The sequence below is a fragment of the Pseudomonas sp. HP_14 genome (assembly GCF_055283875.1).
Genome location: NZ_JBTOQI010000005.1, coordinates 98,899 through 125,174, shown reverse-complemented (window position 1 = coordinate 125,174; position 26,276 = coordinate 98,899). Strand labels below are relative to the sequence as shown.

Annotated in this window: 12 protein-coding genes; 5 read left to right on the top strand and 7 right to left on the bottom strand. The window is 56.5% G+C overall.

Annotated elements, in window-relative coordinates; all coding sequences use genetic code 11:
• Positions 1-5: 5 nt before the first annotated feature.
• Positions 6-1,412 (top strand): alginate export family protein, encoded by a 1,407-nt coding sequence (locus ACYASS_RS05675; protein ID WP_463585393.1) that lies wholly within the window; start codon positions 6-8, stop codon positions 1,410-1,412.
• 173 nt (positions 1,413-1,585) lie between these two features.
• Here ACYASS_RS05675 and ACYASS_RS05670 read toward each other — a convergent pair whose 3' ends face one another.
• From ACYASS_RS05670 to ACYASS_RS05640, 7 genes are all read right to left on the bottom strand, one after another.
• Positions 1,586-1,864: a DUF6124 family protein gene (locus tag ACYASS_RS05670; RefSeq protein WP_463585392.1), complete on the bottom strand. Its 279-nt coding sequence runs from the start codon at positions 1,862-1,864 to the stop codon at positions 1,586-1,588.
• A gap of 1,280 nt (positions 1,865-3,144) precedes the next feature.
• A complete protein-coding gene (gene imm45, locus ACYASS_RS05665; RefSeq protein ID WP_463585391.1) occupies positions 3,145-3,456 on the bottom strand; it encodes an Imm45 family immunity protein in 312 nt (103 codons plus the stop codon).
• Positions 3,457-3,590: 134 nt separating this feature from the next.
• On the bottom strand, positions 3,591-4,019 hold the full coding sequence (locus tag ACYASS_RS05660; RefSeq protein WP_463585390.1) for a hypothetical protein: 429 nt from the start codon (positions 4,017-4,019) through the stop codon (positions 3,591-3,593).
• A gap of 762 nt (positions 4,020-4,781) precedes the next feature.
• Positions 4,782-5,276, bottom strand: coding sequence for a hypothetical protein (locus tag ACYASS_RS05655; protein WP_463585389.1), 495 nt, complete (start codon positions 5,274-5,276; stop codon positions 4,782-4,784).
• A 477-nt stretch (positions 5,277-5,753) separates the two neighbouring features.
• Positions 5,754-6,077: a hypothetical protein gene (locus tag ACYASS_RS05650; RefSeq protein WP_463585388.1), complete on the bottom strand. Its 324-nt coding sequence runs from the start codon at positions 6,075-6,077 to the stop codon at positions 5,754-5,756.
• On the bottom strand, positions 6,068-14,791 hold the full coding sequence (locus ACYASS_RS05645) for a hemagglutinin repeat-containing protein (protein WP_463585387.1): 8,724 nt from the start codon (positions 14,789-14,791) through the stop codon (positions 6,068-6,070). Before ACYASS_RS05645 ends, ACYASS_RS05650 begins: the two co-directional genes overlap by 10 nt.
• 21 nt (positions 14,792-14,812) lie before the next feature.
• Positions 14,813-16,513: a ShlB/FhaC/HecB family hemolysin secretion/activation protein gene (locus tag ACYASS_RS05640; RefSeq protein ID WP_463585386.1), complete on the bottom strand. Its 1,701-nt coding sequence runs from the start codon at positions 16,511-16,513 to the stop codon at positions 14,813-14,815.
• A 1,584-nt stretch (positions 16,514-18,097) separates the two neighbouring features.
• Here ACYASS_RS05640 and wecB point away from each other — a divergent pair.
• The 4 genes from wecB to ACYASS_RS05620 are packed head-to-tail and all read left to right on the top strand — an operon-like array spanning position 18,098 to position 26,272.
• On the top strand, positions 18,098-19,330 hold the full coding sequence (gene wecB, locus ACYASS_RS05635) for a non-hydrolyzing UDP-N-acetylglucosamine 2-epimerase (RefSeq protein ID WP_463585454.1): 1,233 nt from the start codon (positions 18,098-18,100) through the stop codon (positions 19,328-19,330).
• A gap of 40 nt (positions 19,331-19,370) precedes the next feature.
• Complete coding sequence (locus ACYASS_RS05630) at positions 19,371-21,581, top strand: hypothetical protein (RefSeq protein ID WP_463585385.1); 2,211 nt, start codon at positions 19,371-19,373, stop codon at positions 21,579-21,581.
• A 12-nt stretch (positions 21,582-21,593) separates the two neighbouring features.
• Complete coding sequence (locus ACYASS_RS05625) at positions 21,594-23,708, top strand: glycosyl transferase family protein (RefSeq protein WP_463585384.1); 2,115 nt, start codon at positions 21,594-21,596, stop codon at positions 23,706-23,708.
• Positions 23,705-26,272 carry an NfrA family protein gene (locus ACYASS_RS05620; RefSeq protein ID WP_463585383.1) on the top strand — a complete coding sequence of 856 codons (2,568 nt, stop codon included), beginning with the start codon at positions 23,705-23,707 and terminating at the stop codon, positions 26,270-26,272. The genes ACYASS_RS05625 and ACYASS_RS05620 overlap by 4 nt, the downstream gene beginning before the upstream one ends.
• The last annotated feature ends 4 nt before the right edge of the window (positions 26,273-26,276 follow it).

Below are 26,276 nucleotides of genomic sequence, written 5' to 3'. Positions count from 1 at the left end.
CACCAATGAGCCGAAGCAATTGGGTACGTGTGCCCGGGTGGAGCCTGGCAATCCTCTGGCCGCTGTTGAGCGCCAGTGTATTCGCCGATGAACAACCAACCCGGCCAGTCATCAAAACCAACCGCTGGCAGGAGGACTGGTCTGTACTAAAGGACCCGGCCCTGCGCACCGAACCGCTGGACAACCTGAAGTACATCCCGCTATCCAGCGCCAATCCGTTCACCTACCTGTCGTTGGGCGCGACCTTGCGCGAACGCTTCGAGATGAACGATGCCAGCGGCTTCGGCATCAACAACGTGTCGCGCGACGCCTACCGGATTCAACGCTTCCAGGTGCATGCCGACCTGCACCTCAATGAGAACTGGCGGGTGTTTACCGAGCTTGAAGACGCCCACGCCTACGACAAGACCTCAATCGGTGGCGCGGACCAGAACCGCGTGGACTTGCGCCTCGCGTTTGTCGAGTACATCAACGCGTTCGACGCCGGGACCTTGAAGACCCGCGTCGGCCGACAGGATTTCGCCTTCGACCTGCAGCGCTTCATCTCCTCGCGGGATGGCCCCAACGTGAGGCAGTCCTTCGATGCGCTGTGGGCTGACTGGGAAACCAGCAACTGGCGCTTCATCGGCATCGCCAGCCGCCCGGTGCAATACCTGGACGGCCGGCATTTCGACGATAAATCCAATTCCGACGTGCAGTTCCGCATGCTGCGCGTCGAGCGCCTGATCGAAGGCAAGAATGAGCTTTCGGCGTATTACGGCCTGTATGAACGCAGCGATGCGCGCTACCTCGACGCCGCAGGCAACGAAACCCGGCACATCTTCGATGCCAGACTGGGCGGCGCGGCGCAAGGCTATGACTGGGACATCGAAGGCATGCTGCAAAACGGCTCGGTGGGCGGCAAGGACATCAAGGCCTGGGCAGCGGGAAGCCGGCTCGGCTACACCTTCGAAAGCGTGACCTGGAAACCGCGCATCGGCTTGCAAACCGACGTAGCCTCAGGTGATCGCAAAGCAGGCGACGGCACCGTGGGCACTTTCAACCCGCTATTCCCCAATGGCTATTACTTCTCCCTGGCGGGCTACACCGGCTACAGCAACCTGATCCACATCAAGCCGTCGATCACCGTCAAACCCATCGACAAGCTCACCGTACAAACCGCAGTTGGCCTGCTCTGGCGGCAAACCACCGACGACGCCGTCTACACCCAGCCCAACATCGCGGTAGCCGGAACCGCAAACCGCGGCGACCGCTGGACCGGCGCCTACGGCCAGTTGCGCACCGACTACGCCTTCACCCCAAACCTGACCGGCGCCATCGAAGCCGTCCACTACGACATCGGCCAGACCCTGCGCGACGCAGGCGGGCATGACAGCAATTACCTGGGGGTTGAATTGAAAATGAGCTGGTAGCGCAAACGCCACCAATTCTGTAGGCGGCCTGCATAGCACACGGGATAACAACCTGCGGCGATGTTGCCACGCAAGCACCGCCCTGTGGGAGCGAATTCATTCGCGAAGAGGCCGGTACATCTAAAGCATGTACCGGCCTGAAATACCACTTTCCAGCACGTCCACCACTTCCCCTAAATCGCCTTGCGCTGCCTCTCCAACCCCACCAAAGACGCCTCAATCAAAGCACGAACCGCCTCCAACTGATGCACAACAGCACGCCCCAGCGGCCGAAACTCCGGCGCATGGTTATCCGCAGATTCGTAAGCCGTCGCGGCAGCGCAGCGCAGATACTCGCAAGCTAGCACCAGCGCATCTTCAACGCTGATATCAGGTTTTACTGTGAAAGGACTGGCGATGGGCGACGGGGCCGAAGGTGCAAAGGTGGCCGAATGCGGTGCGGATTTAATCATGTGGAATCTCCCGAATGGATTGAACCGCCATGACACAGCCTGCTGACTTAATGTCGGCCAGCTGCTTGGCGATTGTTACTCCTCGATCGGGCGGCCTGTCAAAACCGGTCGCTGGTCGAGCGACGGGCGGAGATTATTCCGAGCTCGAGAGCGGTGCAACAAGCGCTGAGCGATATAGGGAAATTTCGGAAGCGCCCTACAGAGGAGAAGTTTTCCCGTGTAGTCATCTCTCGTAAAGCATCGGAGGGAATTGGGCGCAGACCGCGATTAAGCGAATAACGTCGTTCTTATGTAGAAGACCATAAAAGATTTAGAACAAAGCAAATACAAGAAAATATACAAATAAGGAGAAAGCCGCAAGACACCCTCTCATTACTGGATCGGCATCCACACCCAAACTGCCTGGCCCGATACCTACGCGCCCTCCCCGGAGATAGTTATAAACAGCCTGACCAAACCACAATTGAACGAGCAGCATTGAAAAAAAAGCAATGCCAACTTTCATCAAATCTAATAAAGCTCGCTATTAGTGAGACCATCAGCAAAGTAAATCCGACAACATGGCAATACATCTTCAGAGCTCTCAACATCCAACCCTCCTTAAATACCTAAGTTGACTTCTGAACATTGTATTCGCAATGGAAGAAAATTGGGGCAGAGAATCTGACAAAATCGGGGTTAGACCATGATTAAGCACTCGAATGGGGTGACGTAACACTTCCAAAAAATCAGATTTTTTAGCTACTCATCCTTGTAGAGTTCCTCTGAATCATTCCGTCGAAAGCTACCAAACCGCTCATCAGAAACGATCAGCCACTCAATAGAACTGGATATCGCATCTAACCCCAACTTACTACCACACGTATACATTATTGATGGCATGTCATTAACTTATCCAGCTCACTTTAAAATCAGAAGGAACTGGGGTAGAAGGAACTGGGATCAGACCACGATTAAGCACAAATCTAATCATTTCAAAAAAAAACCAAACTATAAAAGATCGAATAAAACATTCGTGTTTTGACCCCACTTCTCTCCTCCCCCCTTTGACTTCACACAACCCACAATGCCATCTATATTATTTATAAATTAACCGTGGTCTGACCCCGTTTTTTTTCCGGCGCTGTTGAATGCCCACCTCCAACATTCCCGCTTGGTTTTAATTCAACACTCAGTATATGACCATCAAAATCAATCGAAGCCTTAACGTTGCTTACAGACAATGAGGCCTGTGCGTTAAAATCAACTGTGCTTTTTGGAATTCCTTTTGCACCATCAAATCACCGTGCAGACTCATACCTATCAATAAAATAGACATCCGCAACATCACAATCAGGATAGATCCATTTCTCCCAGTTAGACACTACCCATTCCTTATCGAGACCACCATCCACGGAAGAGCTTTCTTTAGGCAAATTAATGAGTATCAATCCAGCTTTGTAGCCGGAAGTGACAATTAACCCATATGGCCTCTCTTCGATTTGGCTCTCGAAAATCATAAAATCAACTGACTCTTCATATGGATATTTCCCATGAGCTCTAAATATATTTCCACGAGAAAAAGAACAACTTTTGCAGTCAACCAATTTCACTTTGATCTCCTGTCATTTTATCTTCAGATCATGGCCGCCAGTCTTATCGGCTGGTTTTGTTTGTTTGAACTCAATGAATAATTGGGGTCAGACCACGATTAGGCACAAACCAATCTTTTCAGAAAACCGAACTATTAAAGAACGAATACGACAATCGTGGTCTGACCCCGAATTTCTGACCCCGTTTTCTCCAGATAAATCAACATCAGCGCGACAATACGAATGTGATACCATCTCAAGAACATATCGATATCGTCTAGAGCATCCGCAATTTGCCCTGAGATGATGTTGTCATCTAGATGTTCACGAAGAGCAATGAGTACTTTTTCTTTATCAAGCTGGCGGTTAATCCTTGCTATATGTCCAAGACAAGTTGCTGCAAGCTCTCTAACATCAGGGCTTTCGTTGCTAAGGAACTCTAAGCATTTATTCTGCGCCCATCTCCAATCAGAATCATTTAAAGCAACGGAGACAAGTGCCTCACAAATGCTCTTAGCATCCCTCGAAGCAAAGTCTTTTTCTAAAGCTTGCTTATTATAAGATTGGAAATCTTGATAGTTCATTATCGCTTCCCACCAGTAAGGAAAACAATCGTGGTCTGACCCCGTTTTTTGAGAATTGGCTCAACATTCCATAGCCAGCGCGTGCCAAACCATCCCGAACACCTGTGCCAAAACGTACAAAATCATCTGTGTTTGAAAAACGTTTTGGAATTACAGGCGCTTTTGCACCAACTTATTCGTGAGAAGCTAAAGTCTTAGTCGCCTGGTGCAAAGTAGCCATAAGGTCCTCAAAATTGAAATTCCATTTACCTCCCTCAACGGGGGGATAAATCTCTATTTCAATTGGTCTTCCTGGCTCATGTGATACCTCAGCCAACTGACTCGACCCCGCCCAAATCTCGAATACACAATTCTATCGATCTGGGGGGCTTGTTATCACAGTAGATAAAAGATTCATGGCTTCGGCGGCTCCAATAAACCAATAATTTTCCATTCGAATCGTGGCGAAGCCCACGGCCATCGGCGGCAATCATGAACAATAGTGGTCTGACCCCGTTTTCTCTCCCATTAACTAGATTTTGATTCTCCAAATTGGGGAAAAATCGGGGTCTGACAATATGACAATCGGGGTCTGACCCCGTTTCTCATGCGTGAAAACAATCGTGGTCTGACCCCGTTTTTTTCCTTGCTAGCCATGCAGGGTTGGCGCAACCAAAGCATCTCATAAAACATCAAACTACTAAGGAGTACATGAATAATAGAGGTCTGACCCGTTTTCTCCCGAGCCCAGCCTGAGAAGCAGATTTAAATCCGCCTAGTAAATCAATTGTGATCTGAGTCCGCGTCTCTGTTCTCGCTTATCAGGGCAAAATAAATTTCTTCATCACTTATTACGTGCTCCGGAACAGCATCAAAAACAAAAATTTCGTCACCCAAATTCAGTATAGAAATATTCCCCTCCTCGAAGCGAAATTGAACGCCTATAGTTGCGCTCTCAAAGGAAGAGATGACGGCAAAAACCGAAGCCAACTTAAGCCCAATAAATCTTGCGAAGCCAGACTCACCAGAGATATCACACATGGATAGCGTACCATATTCGGACATATTGACTTCGACAAGTGGCGTCCCCGACACATTTATAGACACACAGTCAGATCCTCCAGTTAACTTAATGGGCGCAACGCCATCAAAAATAAGATAAACGTCCTGGGGCCGACTATCACGAACCCCTTCATATATATGAAATAAACCAGTGACAGACACTAAGCAGTGCCCTATCGCTGACTGCACCCAATCCTCAATTACAAATAAAGACATCTACAACCCCGCTGATTTTAGCGCACTCATTACCGAAGGATTATTGACCCCATCTTTCATAATTGTAATGAATTCGCCATTAGGTTTGGTCATTACAACGTCACTTCCTTTGACTCTGAAAATCACAGCCCCTCGCGAGGAGAATAATTGGGGTCAGACCACGATTAGGCACAAACCAATCTTTTCAGAAAGCCGAACTATTAAAGAACGAATACGACAATCGCGGTCTGACCCCGTTTTCTCCACTTGATACGACACCAAACTCATCGGTGCTAGGGTTGTAACGTACGATATCTCCATTAGCTCTTGCTTTTTCAAGCACACCCGCACGCTTCGACGCTGTTAAGAACTTATCAGCTCGTGCTTGATACTCAAGCGCGTTTTTCGCACTGAAGTCGCTGCCATGACGTGCAAAATGGTCATCAAGCTTGGCGTGGTCGGCAAACTTCGCCCCGCTTCCTGTCGCTTTTGCACCATCTAAACTCTAACGAGCACAAATTCCATAAAAATGCCACTACCAATCATACTTTCAATAATTATCCGACTCGCCTCTATCGACTTCACTGCGAAATTTATTTCATTTAATGACGAGGAAAAGTCAACGATACAATCCATGTCTGGAATTCTCTTGCTTCCCTTGATTTCAAAACCTTCAATACCAAGAACTGCAATATCGTTATTTTTGCAGTAGTTGATCAGCCTAATTCCATCGCCAACATCAAACAAAGGAGTGCCACTCCACATCAATGTAGGAGTGATAGGTAAATCCTCTACGGATACTTCAACTGCAATCAGTCCCATGGCGCAACCCACCCAGGGTCATTTTTATTGGAGACTTGGACAATCGCTCCCGTGCGATCATTCCTCACCACATAAGAACCGTCCTTAGCGATATACCCAGTAGCGGGATCATTTAGGCGGCTTCCTGACACAGTATCAAAACGAGTATCTTTCGTCACAACCGTTTTGATTGGTTTATCGATTACAGACTGTATGGAGCTTTCCGTCCAACCCCGCTTACCCATTTGCTCGGCAATCTTTGGCTCAATCGTAATTGAAATTCCTTTTGCACCGACAACGCTCACCATCCGCCCAGCTACTTTACCTCCGAGCGACTGCAGCCCGCCACTCGCAACATCGATAAGAAACTCAACCGCCAAGACCTGCGCATCACCATTGAGCTGGAAGACGCTCGAATCCGACTTGGCATACTCCGTCTTGGCAGCGTCATGGGCGTCCTGAATTTCCCTTCGCTCCGACTCGGTCAGCTTAGCTGTAACGACTATTGCCAACTCTTCCTTGAGAGCATCAACCTTTTCTTTCGCATAAGCTGATACTGCGGCATTAATTGCGACACTGAGAACTGCTTTGAAAGGCCCCATGACCGCTTGCGCAGCCAAGAGCGCAAGCTGCGCTTGCTCCACGGGTAATGTGTTGAGGTATTTTTTCAGTTGGATGGTGTGATCCAGCATCTCCGTAATCAAAGGCAGTGGAGCAGTGATGCTTGTTGGATCTATTGCTGTCGCTGCACCATCGCCTGCCCCCTGAGAACCGCCAGCGGATGGAGTGCTTTGAGACGTCAGGCCAGAACCGCCAGCCGCACACCCTCCTGCACCGCAATCCGTAGCCTTACTATCAAACTTCTTCGCGACGTCTGCCCAGCTGTTGAGTTCTGATGCAACCTGAGTTGGCAATTTTTCCATCAGGGCAGGATCCAGTCCTGCACGTACAAAATTTTTCCCAATCGCCAACGCCCGTTCATCCCCCATAGCTTTTCGTGCAGAGGCGGGGATGTCATCAAGACTAACTACTTGTGCTTGTATCTCGTTCCAGATTTTCTCGGCCGACGTCTTGACTTCAACAACACGGCTTTTTGTGATTTCGTCGTAATTAAGTGCGGCCTTCCCCCAAGCTTCCGCGGTCGCAAGTGGATGAAGCACCGAGTTGATAGATGAATCCGTGACGTACAAATCCGTCCTGTGCTCATCATCCCTGGTGATCTCGTACGCTTTGCTTAAATCCCGGTTGAGACCTGCCGTTGAATCACTACCGGTCTTGGCGTCATCACGGACAGCGATGTCACCGCTCCCAACGGTAGCGCGGACGATCTGATCTCGATCTTTTTCGTAGTTATAACCCTGAACGCTCCAACCGTTCTTTCCGGCTTCACCTTTTCCGACCTGAGTGGAATCCTGCGTTGTGGTACCGCCGCCTCCCCAACCATAGGTACCACCGAGATTCAGGTAATAGCCGTGCTCGTTATCTTTCCCTGCAATGTCGCTAAAACCGAGCGTGCCGGTATCCAGCTTGAGGTTTCCGTTGTCAGAGGCAAGCACTGAACCATCAAGCTGCGTGTGCTGCTCAGTTCGAATGTCCAGCCGGTCCTTGGCAGTGATCGAGGTTTGATTGCCTACCCAGTTGGTGCTGCCGTTAGTTCGCCCATATCCCGCCGAGCCGCTAGCACTGCCTCCAGCAGGCCCCACGGTGACGGTCGCGCTGACGTCGAATTCTTTGCCACTTACCTCCCCGGTATCTGGCACAGAGGAAACAGTCAGGTTACGCCCGACCTTTCCGGTCACGTCATCACCGCGCAATGTGGCACCCGCAATGGTGGTATCCCGGCCGCTTTCAAAGCCGAGCGTATTTCCGGCGTAGAGGTAAGCTTCTTGTTGTTTCTCGGCATCGCGGTCCAGACTGCCGCGACCTATATTTACACTGGCGTACACACCAACGCCGCCTTGTCCGACCGCAAGCCCTACTTCGCCACCACCACTGTGACGGTCGTCATTACTTGAGGAGTCATTCTGAGCAGCCCGGATAGTCAGATCATTACCGGCCTTCAGATTGATATTGCGCTCGGCTTCAATCCGAGTACCAATCAGATTGAGATCGTTAGTGGCGTCCAGATTAACGTTGCGTCCGGCATACAGCTGGGTTTCGCCCGAAGTGCCCTGGTCAGAGTCTTGAGTGGCAATACCATTGCTGGCGCCAATGCCAACCTTAAATCCGCCACTGGTGCCGCCAACAATGCCGCCTTTGCTTTGCTTCTGCTCACCAACAGAAACTTGCGAGCCCTTGGCGACGTCTAGAGTGATGTCACGCCCGCTGACATTAATATCCCGACCAGCCTGAAGCGAACTGCCTCGCACGTTGACATCATTACCAGCCACCATCGAAACATCGTTGCCAGCGTTGAGTGCTGACCCCTTACTACTGACTGCGTAATTAGTCAGGCCTTCGGTCTGCTGCTTGTTACCCGCACTACCGTCAAATGTTGCACCTCGGAAGAACTGATCCAGTGAGTCAACAGCCTTCAGAACGCTTGAAACCTTGCTGACGAGGTCATCACCTTTGCCAATATTTTTAACCGCATCCACGGTGTCGCCGAAGTTGTGGTTTACGGTAGAAGAAATCCCATTGCTGGTTACGCTGTGGCTGTTGCTTTGAACATCGGTTTCAGCCGCCGCGTCAATTCGAATATCACGACCGGCTTTTAGCAAAATATTGCTGTCGGCGTAGATATCGGAACCTTGGATGCTAACGTCCCTTACGGCATCCACGTTGACGTTCGCGCCTGCAACATAGCTGGCAGCTGCGGTTTGGCTTCCCTGTACCTCGGTATCACGAACGGTGGTATTACCGGCAAACCCGGTAAACCCGTTACGGTCCCATGTCAAGGATACTCCCGTCGTTTTCTTCGATTGCCAGTTCGCCGTCTGACTGCTTTCTACACCGGCAAGGAGGTTAACGTCGCGCCCGGCAATCAGTGAAGTAGCCTGCTGGGCATCTACCGAACTGGCGACAATATTGATGTCACGCGCGGAGTCCATGGTAGCGTTGTTTCCAGCAATCACCTGGCTCCCGACAGCCGTGGAAGTTGCAGTTGCATTGCCAGCACGCTTGGCTGACCCGACATTCATCCCTATGCCGTCAGAGTTCCCGCTGAACGAAAGCCCCAACTTATTTTTGTACGACTCTGAGCGGCTGTAAGTGGTATTGCTCGCGTAAGTGAGATTGATATCACCTGTGTCGTCTAGCAGTCCTGCGTGGAGTTCGGCATCCTGGCTTGCCTGTAGCGCACTGGCGCTTAATTGCACGTCTCGACCTGCGGCGATCACCGCATCGTTGCCTGCCAGAAGCTGACTGCTGACCTGTGATTCAGAAGTTTGCAACTGACTCTTGCCACTTTTGTTCGCGCCGAACAGACCTGACTTGGTCTTTTTGCTGTAGGTGCCATGCTCTTCGATACCTGACACCACCGAAACATCACCAGTAGCGCCCAACAACATATCGTTGCCGGCCCTGAGTTGGCTGCCAACAACCATAACGTCGCGGCCACCATTGATACTTAAAGTTCCGGACGAGTCCTGACTGGCATTGATCGTCAGGTTTTGACCGGCATCAATGACTGAGGCGACGTTAGTACTGTCATAGCTCTCGGTCTCAAGCGTGCTGCCGCGCCCAAAAGACCCCTTCTTCTTTTTCTTGTAATAAGAGTGGTCCTCGTTTTGTGCCGAAGCAATATAGACATCTTGCCCAGCATCCAGATTTACATCTCCAGCAGCTTTGACAGTACTGGCAATGATTGCCAGATCTGAGCCCGCCTTGAGATTGACGTCGCCACCCGCAGTAAGTGCGCTCGACACCTGACGAATATGATCCTCCTGCGTCGTCACTTTTTTGGTCTTGCTATCCGAGTGCTGTTCGTTCGCAGCGGAGGCCAGTATCAAGTTGCGCCCAGCATCCACTGCCAAGTCCTGCCCTGCACTCGCCTTGCTCGCCAGCGCATTGATGTCGTTGCCCGCCTTGAGCGTCAGGTCGCCTTTTGCAGTAACACTTGAGCCCAACTGAGTGATGGTTTCTTCGGTGCGCATGCCGCGTCGCAGAGCGTTGTTGGTGACGGTGCGGTCTTGTACGGCCAGCAGGTTGATGTCGTGGCCTGCGGTCAGGGCGGCGTTGCCCCCGCTGCTGATCTGGCCTTTGTTGGTCAGGTCGTTGGCAGAATTGATGGTCAGTTCTGAACCGGCAGCGATGCTGCTGCCTGCGTCGACGGCGGTGATACTGCCGGCACCGACTTGCAGTTGGGTCGCGGTACGGTCGTTGGTGATGTCGCCGGTCAGGGTGGTGAGGTTGATTTTGTCGCCACGGATTTCACCGGCCAGCGCGTTACGAATGCTGTTGGTGGCGAGCATCGTCAGGTTGTTGTTGGCCTGGGTCAGGCCGCCCTGGTAGATGCTGCCGCCGCTGAGCAGCGTCATGTCTTCGCTGGCGCGCAGGGTGCCGACGTTTTTCAGGTCGCCGCCGGTGATCATTTCGATGTTGCGGCCTTGCACCAGGCTGCCGCCGCGCAGGTTGCGTGAGTCGACTTTGGCCAGATAGAGGACCGGCGTGAGCACGGTTTCGCCTTCGACGACGCGTTCTTCCATCCAGACGATGTCGTGGGTCAGCGCTGCAACCTGCTCCGATGTCAGGCCGACGCCGAAGCTCAGGCCAAGGGCGTCTTTGCTGGCGACGGCGTTGTCCATCAGGTACTGAAATTGTTCGTAGTCGCTGCTGATGCTGTCGGCCAGGAAGCGCTGGCCGGTCTGGGCGCGCACGGCATCGGCGATCAGGCGGGACTCGTAACGGCCATCGCCCAGGCGGCGATCAGCGGCGGTCGGGTCGTAACCGAGGATCTTGAGCAGGTAGTCCGAACTCATGAACTGGTCGGTGTCGGTCAGCGACGGATTGCTTTCAATCAGGTACTGCCCTGCGGGATTACGGCTCTGGGTGAACAGGCCGTAGTCGCCCTGAGGCAAACGGAAACTGGACAGTGCGGTGGGGTCAACGCTGACGAAAGGTGCGCCGGTGAAATCCACAGGCACGAAGCTGACGTGCACGCTGCCGTCGGCGGCGGTGGTTTCGACACGTTTGACGTCTTTCAGCGGGCCGGGGCTGCCGACGGGCGTGCCGAGAATGACCTCGCGGCCACCGGGGCCAAAGGTGCTGCTGTCGAGGGTGGCGCCGATCAACTGGGCGTTGCCCTGATCAGTCAGGCTGCCGTTGACCAGCGTGTTGCTGATGTTGAGTTTGAGGGTACCGCCTGCTTGGACGGTGCCGGTGTAGGTTGCGCCGTTGCCGGGTAGCAGTGTGCTGTTGGTGCTTTCAATGCCGTATTTCGTGACAGCAGTAGGGATCGCGGCCTGGTTGGCGATGGGGGCGTTGGCGTAGTAGGCGTTCCACTCGTTGGTGGCGGCCTCTGTCTCCCGATAGGCGCTTTTGCTGACGCCATCGAGGTGGTAGTTAACGTTCTCGATACGGTTGTCGAGGGTGAAACCGCGGTTAGTGAAGTTGGTCGCGGTAACCGTTGCATTGCGGTTCGCCGCCAGCAGGCTTTGGCCGTTGGTGACGGTCACGGCATCCAGCAATAGATCACGGTTGGCGAGCAGACGCGAGGCTGGAGAGTCCTTGAGGACTTTGCCCTGATAAACCGTCTGAACAATGTAATAACCCGAGTGGGTCCCGCCGCTGCAGTCCGTGCAGTTGATGACGATCGAGCGGCTGCCCGCCGCCTGAGTCACTTCGAAATCGGCCTTGGAGTTATCCAGCTCTTTGGTCTTGATGTCGATATCGCCCGCACTTTCGATACTGGCAGAGAGGTTGCTCAGCAGGCTGGCGCGTGTGCCGTCCGCCGCTGCGAAACTGAAGTTGCCCGCGCTGTAGATGTCGGCGTATTTGTTGAACAGGCTGTCGGCGCGCAGGGTCATGTCGGCACCGGCGAAGATCAGGCTGTCTTGCTGGTTATCAATGTCTTTGACGGCGGTCAGCTTGAGAAGCTGCTGCGCGCCCAGGGTACCGCGGTTGACGATACGGTCGGCAGTGGCCGTGAGGTTAGCGCTGGAGGTCAGGCGCCCGAGGTTATCGAGAGTGCCCGTGATGGTCAGCCCGGCATCCCCGGCGCTGGCGATCCGGCCGCCGTCCTGAGTCAGGTTGGCGGCCTGGATGTTCAGGGTTTGTAGAGTGGAGATCAGGCCCTGGTTGATCAGGTCGCCAGTCAGCTTGAGGGTCAGGTTGCCGTCGCTGAGCAGTTCGCCCGCGTTGGTCAGGTTGGCGGCTTCGAGGCTCAGGCTGGTCGCACTGGCAATGCGGTCGCCCGCTTGCAGGGTGATGCTTTGCAGGCCGGTGAGGTCCAGCGCACCGTTGACATGCCAGAGGCCGGTGCCATCGACGTTGGTGACGTTCCAGTCGCCAGCGCCCAGACCGACCATCTGGCCCTGAGCGCCCAGCAAACTTGCCGAACGCAGACTGAACTGGCCGGTGGCGGCGTGCTCGATCTGCCCGCCGCTGTTGAACAGCGTGTTCGCTTGCAGGCTGAACGCCTGGCTGCCGATGGCGATGCGGCCATTGCGGTTATCCAGATCGCCTTGCAGCGCGATGCGGCTCAGGTCACCAAGATGGGCAAGCATGCGGCCGCCCGCGCTGTTGTCCAGCGTCTGCCCGTCGAGAAGCAGTTTCTGGCTGGCTTCGATCAAGCCGCCCTGGTTGATCATACGATCCACGGTCAGTTGCAGGTTGCCGTCCAGGCTGGTGAGGGTGCCCGCGCTGTTGTCGGCGTCGCCTGCGGTCAGGCTGACGCTGCTCGCGCTGATGCTGCCGGCCTGGTTATCCAGACGGCCCTGCCCCAGATCAAGTTGTGCATGGCTGCCCCCGGCGAGAATCGTGCCTTGCTGGTTCTGGATCTGTTGCGCGGTGAGTTTGAGGCCATCGCTGCCGCCGACCAATTGGCCCGCGTCACGGTTGTCGATGAGGTTTTTTACGTCTACATCAAGGCGTGTGCCGAGCACCTGACCGCCGCGGTTATCAAGGCCGCCAAAGGTCGCGGTCACAGCGACTTTTTCACCGACGATGATGCCCAACTGGTTGTCGAGGCTGCCGACCGTCAGCGTGGTATCGCCGACGGTGGATTGCAGGCGACCTTCCAGGTTGTTGACGGCCTGAGTGACCGTCACCTTCAAGGCACCGCTGTCGGCGATGATGCTGCCCTTCTGACTGTTATCGAGGCTGCTGCCAGTGATGGTGACGGTCTTGCCCAGCAGAGTGCCGTTCTGGTTGACCACTTCCCCGCCGGTGACGACCAGAGCGGTTTCGGCCTGCACCGTGCCTTCTGTATTGTCGAGGTGCTCGCTGGCGCTGACACTGGCGGTGCCGAGGCTACCGCCAATCAGGCCTTTGCGGTTGTCGATGCGTGTCGCAGTGGTGGTGACTTGCCCACCAATCAGCTTGCCATTGCGGTTATCGAGGGCTTGTTCAACGGTGAGCTGCAGATCGCGGGTGGCGATGACCTGGCCTGAGTTGGTCAGGTTTTTCGCATCGATCTGCACATCGCCTTTGGTATTGCGGGTGTTATCGGTATTGACGCCGGCTTCGATGGCGCCAAGGTTGGTCAACTGGCCTTTGGTGGCCAGCATCACCTTGCCACCGGCGGCGATGCTCTTCTGGTTGAACAAGTCGTCGTCAGTGGTGATGCTCAGGTCGGTGCCTGCGTACAAGGCGTCATTGGCGTCAAGGCTCTGCGCCTTGACGGTCACTGCGCCACTCGCGGCCGTGGTGGTCATGGTCAGCTTGCCGTTGGCATCGATGCTGACATCACCGGAACTGGCCGCCATCTCGCCGTCGAGCTTGACGCCCACGCCCTGCTCGGTACCCACCAGTTTGATCGAGCCTGCGTACATGCCGCCCAATGCGCTGCTGTCGATCGCCAAAGACGGCTTGACGCTGCCGTCATCGGCCAGGGCTGTTGCGTCGAGGGTATTCGCGTCGACCTTGTTGCGGCCGGTGACGACGTTGAGTTTTTTCGCGTAGAGCTTGGCGTTGAGTTTTGCCGAGCGGGTGATCAGGTCGAATTGTTCGATGTTGCTGGCGTTAAGGCCTGCCCCTTCGATGGAGATGTCGCCACCATCCACCTGGAAGTGATCCAGACGGCCTTGATCCAGCACCGGTTTGCCGGTGGTCAGGGTGGCCTGCGGGGTATTGATGAAGCCGCAACCGTTGCACGTCACGCCATAAGGGTTGGCGACGATGACCCGCGCCGCTTGCCCGGCGACTTCCGTGTAGCCCTTGAGCTGGGTGCGGTTAGTGCCGGTGACTTCGTTGAGAATGGTGGTCGCCGCAGTGCCCTGCAGGTTGCTGTTGCCGATGATGATCCCGCCCAGTTGGGTGCTCTGGGTCTGGGCGGTGGAGTTGTTGAGAATGACGCCCTGGCTACCGACGTTGTATTGATCGAAGGTGTTGTGCGACAGACCGCTGCCGTTGGGCGTGGCGATGTTGATCACCGGTACGCCGTTGCCCGCCGTCGTCAGGCTGGTTCCGCCGCCGCTGACCGCGATGCCTTCGGCCTGCACCATCAATGGCTGCCAGAACATCGCGTTGGCGAGAATCAGGGCAATGCCACGCTTGGGCATGCCCCAGAAACGCTCCCGCGTGTTGAGTGCGGCAGAGGGTTGACGTGCCAGGAAGGCCAGTTGCTTAACGTCCATGCAGAGGGTTCCTTGGCGGGATCAGAGAATAAGTTCGAGGCGGAAATAGATCGGGGCTTCACGTTCACTGAGGGCCACAGGCCGCTCCAGTGAGTGCGCGAACGTCACGCTGGCAGACACGTGTTTGCCACGGGCGGACAGTTCCAGCGAGTTGCTGGACACCCGGCCGTTCTGGCCGCCGCTGTTGTCATCGCGGCGAATCACGCCCTGGTCGTAGCCGACACCCAGGCTGTATTGCTGGAAGACCGGCTGCAGCCAGTCGAGGGTGACCGGGCGAGTCCAGCGCAAATCGTTGCGCCAGTAGCCGCCGCTGTCGCCGGAGAGAAACTGCTCTTTGTAGCCGCGCACGGCTGACTGGCCGCTGACGCTGAAACGCTGGCTGTTGTAGAGCATGTCTTCACTGCGCTGACCGGTGGCCAGGCTGCTGAAACTGAAGCGCTCGTCACCGATCTGGAACGGCTGCAGATAACTGAGGGTGGCGGTGTATTTGCGATAGCGTGCGGTGGGTTCGTTGCTGGCGCGCTCGCCTTCGCCCATGGCGTCCAGAGCACCAACGCCCTGCTGCATGCCCAGTTCAAGGTTGGCGAACGCGCTGCCCACCACACGGCCATGACTGAAACCGAACTGGGCTTCGGTGATGCGCTGGCCGCCGTTGGCCAGTTCGCTGTCTTCGATGAAGTTACGGGTGCGCAGATGGCTGAGACCGGCGCTCAAGGCCGTTTTACCTTTGGCGTCACGGTGGATAACGCGCTCGGCGCGAAACTGGTGGGTCTGACTTTCACCGGTGTATTTGAAGTCGAACCCGACGCCCTGGCCGAGGGTGCGGTAGTCGCTGTCGCTGTAGGTGTAACTGAAATTCCACCAGCCCCATGGCAGGTTGTAATTGAGCATGCTGCTGTAATAGCTGCGCTGATGGTCGCTGACCGCGTCGCGGCCGCCACGCAGGTTCAATTGATCCGCCAGGCCCAAAGGGCTGTCCCAATCCAGACCAACGCCCCACTGCTGTTCACCCGTGCTTTTCTGGCCATCGTTATGGCGGGCCAGTGTGGCGCGCCAGGGCTTTTGCGGGGTGTTCTTGACCAACACCGTGCTGCCACCCACGGCGCTTCCGGGAGCCAGCTCCATCTTTGCCTGATTGGAAGGGAGACGGTTGAGCTGATCGAGCAGTTGCTCGATCTGGCGCAGGTTCAACTCCTGGCCTTCGCGCCCCGGAAAAGCCATGGCCAGCTCGCGTGGAGACAAGCCGCTGCCCGTGTCGCCCTTGAGGCTTTCCAGCTTGCCTTCGACGACCAGCACTTGAAGCGTGCCTTGGGACAGGTCCTGTTGCGGCAGGTAGGCGCGGGTCGTCACCAGGCCTTTATCGATGTAGTGATCGGTGATGGCTTTGAGTACGCCATTGAGTTGCGCCACCCCGAGGCATTGGCCGATGAAGGGTTCAAGCAGCGCATCACGCTCGCGGGTGGACAGCGAGGCCGCGCCTTTAAGTTCGATGTTCTTGATCGGGAAGCAACGGGTATCGGCGGGTGCCACCGGGGCTGTTGGCGTTTGCTGGCGACCGGGCAAGTCCTTGAGTTCTTCAAGGCGACGGCGTTGCTCTTCGAGCAGGCGATCCTGACGGTCACGGATAAGGTCTTGCTCACCCGGCGTGGGGGCGCCGTAAGCGGTGAATGGCAATGCGATCAACACCAGCAGCAAGGTGGCTCTTGTAACGGGAAAATACACGGGACGTCCTTGTGATGGCTCATTGATATCGCAACCGGCCGCGATACTATGCAGTCATAACTTTGGCGTCAATATTAATGTACGGCCCTGATACGTTAGCGATACATACCTACTACATTGCCCGATCAACGGTGCGCTAGATGCTTCTGCGCGGGGGCATCTGGCGGTATGCCGCTCTATATGCAAAGAGGCACTTTCTCTACGCATGATCGTCCTTCGCGGGCAAGCTCGCTCCTACAGGCACATGTTTGCCACGCGATAGCGGTGTGTCAGGGACGCTGGGGGAGCTCCTGGCAGTAACAACTCAACTCTATGATTGGGATACTTTTAACTGGAGGAGTGAGCTTGCTCGCGATCGCACCTGGTCAGGCGATGATTTTTAAACAGTGCTACCGCTATCGCGAGCAAGCTCGCCCCTACAGGGCCCGCGGTGTCAGGGACGCTGGAGCAGCTCCTGGCAGTAACGACTAACTCTATGATTGGAATACTTTTAACTGTAGGAGTGAGCTTGCTCGCGATAGCACCCGGCAAGGCGATGATTTTTAAAACAGTGCTACCGCTATCGCGAGCAAGCTCGCCCCTACAGGGCCCGCGGTGTCAGGGACGCTGGAGCAGCTCCTGGCAGTAACGACTAACTCTATGACTGGAATGCTTTTAACTGTAGGAGTGAGCTTGCTCGCGATCGCACCTGGTCAGGCGATGTTTTTTAAAACAGTGCTGCCGCTATCGCGAGCAGGCTCGCTCCTACAGGCATATGTTTGCCACGCGAAAGCGGTGTGTCAGGGACGCTGGAGCAGCTCCTGGCAGTAACGACTAACTCTATGATTGGAATGCTTTTAACTGTAGGAGTGAGCTTGCTCGCGATCGCACCCGGTCAGGCGATGATTTTTAAACAGAGGAGCAATGTCAGGGGCGCGGGGCGATCCTCTTCACTTCATTGGTGTGATGTAAGGCACACAACACGACCTTCTATATAGGAATGCGGCTATTCCGGTGATTGAAGTGTGGCAGGCAGTCCGGAACCGATGTAGTGTTCGCGCGCCTGACCAGAGAAAATCTTTCAGGTTCAAAACAATTATCGAACTACACTTGTGATTCATGCAGTATTGTCGGACACTCTGCACTGCCGACAATATACAGGCGTCATTCAACCGACTCGCAAGTTGTCAAGAATTCAGAGCGACAGCCGCCTCAACAAAAGATTCAACCCACAGTGACGAGCGGTAAGCAGATAATATAAAACACTTTAAATACAACAGCTTAAACCAAGTAACACCCTTCCAGACGCCCTCCGTCAAATTCACCCAAAACCTTTTAAAGACTCATCGATAAGCCAAAAGTTTCGCCCTGCGAAATTAAACATAAAAAGTGTATATAAATCTTTGCACTCATTGCGAATGCTGCTAATAATCGGCCCTGTTCCGGGAAGCAAGGCAATGCGCCATATCACACGAAGTGAATAATCATGTCTCCATTCTGATTTAACCCCGGTCTACTAAAACTCATTCGCTAGTTCACTCAAGCGCCCTCCGCGCCTTGGGTCGGCTACTGTGCGGCGCAATAAAATTGCGCGAGGAGGGCATCATCGCTCGCAGTCATTCAAGGATTAAAGTCCTGTCGATTTTCGGCACGCGGCCTGAAGCCATCAAGATGGCGCCACTGGTTAAAGCGCTTGCGGCTGAATCAGGTGTCCACTCGCTCATCTGCGTAACGGGCCAGCATCAAACCATGCTCAGACAGGTGATGGATCTGTTCGATCTCACGCCTGACTTCAGCCTCGACGTGATGAAGCCTAACCAGAACCTCAATACGCTGACGGCCTCGCTGTACGACGCGATTGATCCGGTACTGGACATGATCCAGCCAGACCGCGTTCTGGTACACGGCGATACCACCTCAGCCATGGTTGCGGCGATGGCTGCGTTCCACCGGCGCATCCCCGTCGGCCATGTGGAAGCCGGTTTGCGTACCGGAGACATCCGCTCGCCGTGGCCGGAAGAGATGAACCGCCGCTGTATTGATCTGGGCGCCGACCTGCTGTTTGCACCGACGTTTGAGTCGCGCACCAATTTGCTCGGCGAACGCCTGCAAGGTCGCTCCTTCGTCACCGGTAATACCGTGATTGATGCGCTGCAACTCACTGCAGAGCGCATCAATAAGGACAACGCGCTGCGCGACCGTCTTGATAGCCAGTTTGCGTTTATCAAGCCTGGTCGCAAGGTGCTGCTGGTCACCGGTCACCGCCGGGAAAACTTCGGCGATGGCTTCCTGGATATCTGTAAAGCCCTGCGCCAGCTGGCGAGCCGTAATGACATTCAAATCGTCTACCCCGTGCACCTGAACCCCAATGTTCAAGGCCCGGTCAACGAGCATCTGGGCGGCCTGGACAATGTGCACCTGATTGAGCCGCTGGATTACCTGGCGTTCGTGCGCTTGATGCAGCGTGCTCACGTGATCCTGACCGACTCGGGCGGCGTGCAGGAAGAAGCCCCTTCCCTTGGTAAACCCGTGCTGGTGATGCGCGAAGTGACCGAGCGGCCGGAAGCGGTTGCCGCTGGCACAGTGCGGTTGGTCGGTACCTCACCTGAATCAATCGTCAGCGGCGTGTCCGCGCTCTACGACGACGACCTGCTGTGGCGGCGCGCTTCCCTGGCGGCTAACCCTTACGGCGATGGCAAGGCCAGCTCGCGGATTGTCGACGTCTTGCTGGGCAGACCCATGCATGAGTTTGTGGTGGGCAAGCCACCGCGCGACATCGATATCCCACAGGTCATTACCCATACCGCCCTGAACCGTCCGGTATCCACATTCCAATAAACATTAAACATTCGCCCCCAACAACCCGAGATCTGCCTGAATGAAGTCTTCCGTTGCCACCCAATCGGGCGCGCTCAGCGCCCTTGCCTGTGGCGTGAGCCTGCTCGCGCTCATGCCCAACTTTGCCCTGGCCGCTGACAGCCCGCTCACTCAGGCGATCAATCGGTTGAACACTGATACCCAACAACAGCGCGAAATTCGCCTGAGTGATCTGGGTATCGATACGCCGATAATCCTCGGCTCCACCGATTCGCGGCGCGAGCTGTATCTGCCGGTTCCGGCCGGGGTACCGCTGACTGACGCGACCTTGCAGTTCGATGCCAGTTACCTGAATGGTGAAGGCGGACGCAACACCATGCTGTTGTCGCTGGATGGCTACCCGGTGCGTGCAGAAGGCCTGACTGAGCCGCAAGGAAGTGCCAATGCCACATTGGGCGTCGACAAGGCCGCGCGTGACAGCGGATCGGTGCGGCTGGGCGTTGCCTGGTCGTCGATTGTTTCCCGCGTGCTGTGTGAAGACGAACGCGTTATCGGCAATGTATTGCGCATCGACCCGAGCACCCGCCTGACCTACAGCTACAACGCCAATGATCTGCAGGATATCGGCGCAGCGTGGAATGCCCTGCCCGGCAAGCCAGGCATCATGGTTGCTCCTGGCAGTTTGTCTGCTGAAAGTTACGACGCCGCCTGGCGAATCGGCGTGGCGCTGGAGCGCATCGGTAAATACGCACGCATCCTGCCCTTCCCTGCCTTGCAGGACAGTGTCGACCTGAGCGCGCTGCGTGTTCCCGCTGAGCTGCTGAATATTCCCGCGTTTGCCAGCCTCAATGGCAAAGGCACGCAAACCCTGAGCGATCCGGCACAAATCGGTGCGTTGCTGGTGTTGGGCCAGACGCCGAACGTGCAGGCAGACCTGGCGATCAACGATCCGCAACTGCTCAAGGCAATCAACGAATCGCTGGACGCTTTGCATGCCCAGATTCAAGGCCGCGATGCAGCGGCTGCCGATGCGCTGAACCAGTGGCGTGAGCGCCACATCAACGCAGGCCAGAAAACCGGCAAAGACAACGTACGCCTGGCCTTGCTGGGCAGCCGTCCGATGCTGATGATTGCCCCCGACGCCACCACCAAAGCACTGACGATGTTCAGCTCGGCGTGGAACAAACTGGCTCGTACTCGCCAGTTGGCCATCAGCGAAGCGCAAGCCCCGCTGGACACCGATGGCCGTGTAGCGCTGTCGCGACTGGGCGGCGAGCCGGGCACCATCGACGTGTTGGCCAAGGCCGACTGGAGTGCTTCGTTCCCGCTGGGCGCCGTCGCCTATGACGGGCGCTTGCCAGTCAAGGCGGTGATTGATGTCTCTGCCGCGCCGGGTGCTTCGGACACGGCTCCTGTTGCTTCGCTGTTCCTCAATGATTACCTGATTGGCGCGCAGCAACTGGAAGCCAATGGCGAGAAACAACGCATTGAAGCGCGCATCCCGCGTTATGCCTTGGGTTCGACCAACGTGCTGCGCGTTTCCTTCCAGCGCCAGCCGGTCAGCGACCGTTGCCTGGAAACCCCTCAGGCGTTCCCGGTTGCAGTACGCCCGACCAGCCACATCGTGCTGGAGAAAACCACGCCGAGCGATGACTTCGCAGGCATGGCCGCACGTTTCGCGGTGGACACTCAAGTGTTGGTGCCACAAGCCTGGCTGGATCACCCGGCCAGCAGCTTGCCGCAGGTGATTTCGGTGGCCAGCGCCAGCGGTGTTTCACCGTTGCGGGCCCAGCTGAAAGTCAGCGCCGACCCGCAAGCCGCAGTCACACCGGACAAATCCTTCCTCGCCTTCGCCCTGCCGATCAAAGACAGCAAGCAGGCCGTGCAAGTTGATGATCAAGGTCGTCTGCGCATCATCCACAAAGATCAGGTCCTGCTGGACGTGACCCAGTTGAATAACCTCGCGTCGCTGCAAGTGGTCGAGTCCGGCAGCCAGCACGGTCTGGTTTATCAGACGCTGGGCGCTGACGCACCGCAGTTCGCCAAACCGATTCTGCTGACCCGTGGCGACACGAGCATTCTGGGTAGCAACGGCGCGCTGACCACTGTGGACAGCAAAGACCCGAACGGTAGCCGGATGATCGATGATGACGAGCCAAAAGGTCTGGACGCATGGCGCACGCCTTCCCTGCTCTGGCTGATCCCGGGCGGCATCCTGTTGTTCCTCGTATTGTTGCTGGCTGGCCGTAGCGCCCGTCGCAATCGCCAGTAACGGGAACCTGAGATGACGTCGCTTTATTGGCCCTACTGGCTGGCCCACTACTACAGTTTCCTGGAAGTCGCGACGATTGTGGTCGCCATACTGATCCTGATTTCCAGCCTGGACGATCTGTTCATCGATCTGTGGTACTGGTCTCGCCGGATATTTCGCAGGTTCACTGCCGGACGCAAATACCGGCCGCTGACCGCCGAGCAATTGATCGCCCGGGATGAGCAGCCTCTGGCGATCATGGTCCCGGCGTGGCTGGAATACGACGTCATCGCCCCCATGATCGAAAACATGGTGTCGACGCTGGATTACCAGAACTACGTGGTGTTTGTCGGCACCTACATCAACGACCAGCGCACCATCGACGAAGTCGAACGTATGCGTCGCCGTTACAAGCAGTTGCACCGTGTAGAAGTCCCGCACGCCGGGCCGACCTGCAAGGCTGACTGCCTGAACTGGGTGATTCAGGCGATCTTCCTGCACGAGCAAACCCACGGCATGACCTTCGCGGGTGTGGTGTTGCACGACAGTGAAGACGTGCTGCACCCGCTGGAATTGCGCCTGTTCAATTACTTGCTGCCGCGCAAGGACATGATTCAACTGCCCGTGGTCTCGCTTGAGCGCAACTGGTACGAATGGGTCGCCGGCACCTACATGGACGAGTTTGCCGAATGGCACGGCAAAGACCTGGTGGTGCGCGAAAGCATGAGTGACACCGTGCCCTCAGCCGGTGTCGGCACGTGTTTCTCGCACCGGGCGCTACGTGTGCTGGCCGGGGAAACCCAGAACATGCCGTTCAACACCGATAGCCTTACCGAGGACTACGATGTGGGCGCGCGTCTGGCAAAAGTCGGCATGAACGCGATCTTCGTGCGCTTCCCGGTGGAATACCGGGTGCTGCGTAAATCGTGGTTCAGAAAGCCTTACGAGTCGACCCTGAAAATGCCGCTGTGCGTACGGGAGTTTTTCCCCGATACGTTCCGCACCGCGTTTCGCCAGAAAGCTCGCTGGACACTGGGCATCGGCCTGCAAGGTTGGGAACAGATGGGCTGGAACGGCTCGCTGGCCAACCGTTATCTGCTGTTTCGCGACCGCAAAGGCATCATCACCGCCTTCGTCAGCATCATTGCTTATCTGATTCTGGTGCAACTGCTGGCGTTGATCATCCTGCGCCAGAGCGGCTTGTGGGATACGAGTTTCCCTACCCCGTTTGAAACCAATGGCTTCATCAAATACCTGTTGCTGGCCAACGGCATTGCCCTGGCCTGGCGCGTCATTCACCGCTGCTATTTCACTGGCGTACTGTACGGCTGGCAGCATGCATTACTGTCCATCCCCCGCATGGTGGTCGGCAACTTCGTCAACTTCATGGCTGCCTCCCGCGCCTGGAAGATGTTTATCGTCGGCAAGGTCATGAACCGCAAGCTGGTCTGGGATAAAACCATGCACGACTTCCCGTCCACCGATCTGGTGGCGGTCGCGCCGCGCAAACTGGGCAGCGTGCTGTTGTCATGGCAGGCCATCAACGACAGCAACCTGCAGAGCGCACTGGCTGAACAGCAGACTCGCCAGTTGCCATTGGGGCGGATCCTGCTCAACAACGGCTGGCTGGATGATGAAACCCTGGCCGAAGCCATCGCGTTCCAGAACGACTTGCCGCGTGTGTTTGACGTCGCGTCGAAGGCCGGACTTGCAGCACCGGTACTGGCCGACGAGTTTGCCCTGCGCTGGCGTGTCGTGCCTTTGGGGTTGAGCCCTGAGGGTCGTCCACAAGTTGCAGTGGCCAGCCCGTTGTCAGCAGAAGGGTTGGAAGAGATCAGCACCGAGTTGGGCAGCGAGCCTGTGCAATTGATTGCCCGGGAAAGCGAAATCGTCAGCCAATTGCGTCAACTCGATGCCTCCGATGACCGTGCCTTGCCACACGCCAGCGCGCCACTGCTGGGTGATTTGCTGATCGAAATGGGCCTGCTGGATCGCACGGTATTCAACAACGCGATGTTGCATTACAAACCGCAGCAACACGGCCGTATCGGCGATTATCTGGTGGATATCGGCGTACTGCCGAGGGCTACCATCGAACAGGCGGTCGCTCGCCAGCACAGCCATTATCAGCCGGAGCCGACATTATGAGACGCTCTCTGCTGAGCCTGATGGTCGCGGGCGCAAGCCTGCTGCCCGCATTAAGCTACGGCGAAACGCTGCCTCTGCCGTTGACCGGCCCGGCTTATCAAACCGCCAACGAAGCCTACAGCGCTTACGATCGCAAAGATTACGACCTGGCAATTGCCAAGGCCCGCGAGGCGTTGCGTCAGCGTGCCGACGTGACCCGGTTGAACCGGCTGATCGAACTGGCGGAACGTGACAAGGACATACGCGATAATCCGCGTCGCTATCCAAACGCGCGCCAGTCCCCCGGCTTCGCGGCCGCTGCTCAAGCGTTTAAAGCGTACGACCGCGATGACTTCGGTGTTGCGGCGCAGTCCGCTCGCAAAGCCATCGCCCTGGCCCCCAAGCGCATGGATTATCGGTTGTTGCTGATCGAATCCTTGCAGCGCCAACAGCATCTGGTCGAAGCCGATCAGGCAACCACCGAAGCGCTGCGGGTCTTCCCGGATGACGACGCATTGCTGATGCGCCGTGAAGCCATTCGACGTCAAATCGCTGCGCCGCTGGCCATTGCCGGTTATCGCGCACTGGAACAGAACAACCTGCCAGAAGCCGTGAATCAAGCCCGCCGGGCAGTCGGCTGGGCTCCGGAAATCGCTGCTAACCAGCAACTGTTGATCAGCGCCCTGCTCGCCTCCCGGGACTATCCCGCAGCGGAACAAGCCGCGACCGGTGCACTGGCACAGGACGACGGCGAAATTGCACCATGGGTGCTGCGCAGCTATGCACTGGACCGTCAGGGTAAAACTCAAGCAGCGCAGGCAGACTTGAATCAAGCGCTGGCCATTGAAGGTTTGCTGGATTCCGAGGAGCGCGAGATTCGTTTCTTCGCAGCGGATCTCGCGCTGGCCAACGGCAGTCCACAACAAGCGCTCGACCAGTTGCAACAGCTGAAGCCAGACGAAGGTGGCGAAGTCGCCCGTCGCCGTGCCGCTGCGCAGGTGGTGGTACGTCAGCAAAGCAAGGGGCTGAAAACCGCCGTGCGCTTTCCTGCCCCGGCATTGAACTGTCAGGAAAGCGCCTTCGGCCTGATCTGCGATATCTGGCCAGGCAACCAGCGCGATGCGGGAACAGACACTGCCGTGCAAGCTTACGCCGCATTGGCCCGCAAGGACTCGGCTTCGGCCGCCGCCCTCGCCCGCGAGGCTATTCGCCGCGCGCCGCAAAACCCGGCTTATCGCAGCTTGCTGGTCAGTGCTTTGACTGAACAAAAGCGTCTGCCTGAAGCGATCGACGCGGCCAGTGAAGGCATTACCGCCAACGGCGACGATGCCCGCCTGCTGGCGCAACGTGGTCGGCTGCGCCAACAAACCGGAGATGATTCCGGGGCGCGCAAAGACTTCACCCAGGCCTTGGCGCTCGGCAGCCTGCCGACGTATGAAGAAGCCAGCCTTTACGCGGCGCTGGGTCAGCGCCGGACGGCACGTGAGCGCTTGCAGCAAGCCCGTGATGCAGGCGAGCTGGAAGGCATGAGCAATTTGCAGGTGGCTTATCTCTCGGTACAGGCCGGTGACGACGAGGCGGCACATGACTCGTTTCTCAAGGCGGACACCGAGGCGCCACTGCCGCCAACGGCCACTCAGGATGCGGCGTACAACGCCATGCGCGTCAATGATGACGAGCAAGCGGTGGGTTACTTCAAGCGCGTGATCGACGCGCAAAATTCCGGTGAACTGGAGATGCCTGCGCAGCAGTTGTTCGACACGCGCCGAGCGGTGGCCGACGTCTCGCGCACCTGGGGCCTGATCAGCACCACGAGCTATCGCGGCAACAGCTCCAGCAGCGGTCTGAGCTCAGCACCGAGTACCGGCAGCAATGGCAACGGTGGAAGTGGTGGCAGCAGCAATGACAGCCTGCAGAACAGCACCGAACTGTCATGGCGCCCACTGGGTTATCGCAACGCACGCTTCGTCGAGCTTTACGGACGAATCACCGACACCTTGTGGGCCAAGAACAGCGACTCCGACACCGGCATGGACGCCCTGCAAGGCGCACTCGGCGTGCGGGTCAAACCATTTTCGTCGCTGAACGTCATGGCCGCCGCGGAACGAACCTTTCCGATCGGTTCGTCCAACATCGACGGCGACTGGCTGCTGCGTCTGGGCTACGGCTCCAGCGTCGGCACCGATCTGCGGGTCGATACGCCAAGCTGGTGGACCTCACAGCTGTTCGCCGAAGCCGGTCACTACGTCAACGACTCGCGCAATTACTTCAACAGTGAATGGCAAGGCGGCCGCAGCTATGCCATCGGCGGTACTGGCTCGCGTTGGGTCACCTTCCCGCATGTGGTGGCCGCTTACGACTACGACTCGAAGATGAACAGCAAAACCGGTGCCGATGGCCGCGCTGATTATTCGTCGGGCCACGCGGCAGGCGTTGGAGTGGGTAATAACGTGCGCTACTGGTTCCGCGAAGACGCTTACAACGCGCCGCGCTCCTACGTGGATTTTTCTCTGCAATATCGAGTGAAGGTGTCTGGCGATGACCGCGCCAAAGGCGTGTTTGCTCGACTGACTTACTCTTACTGAGGAC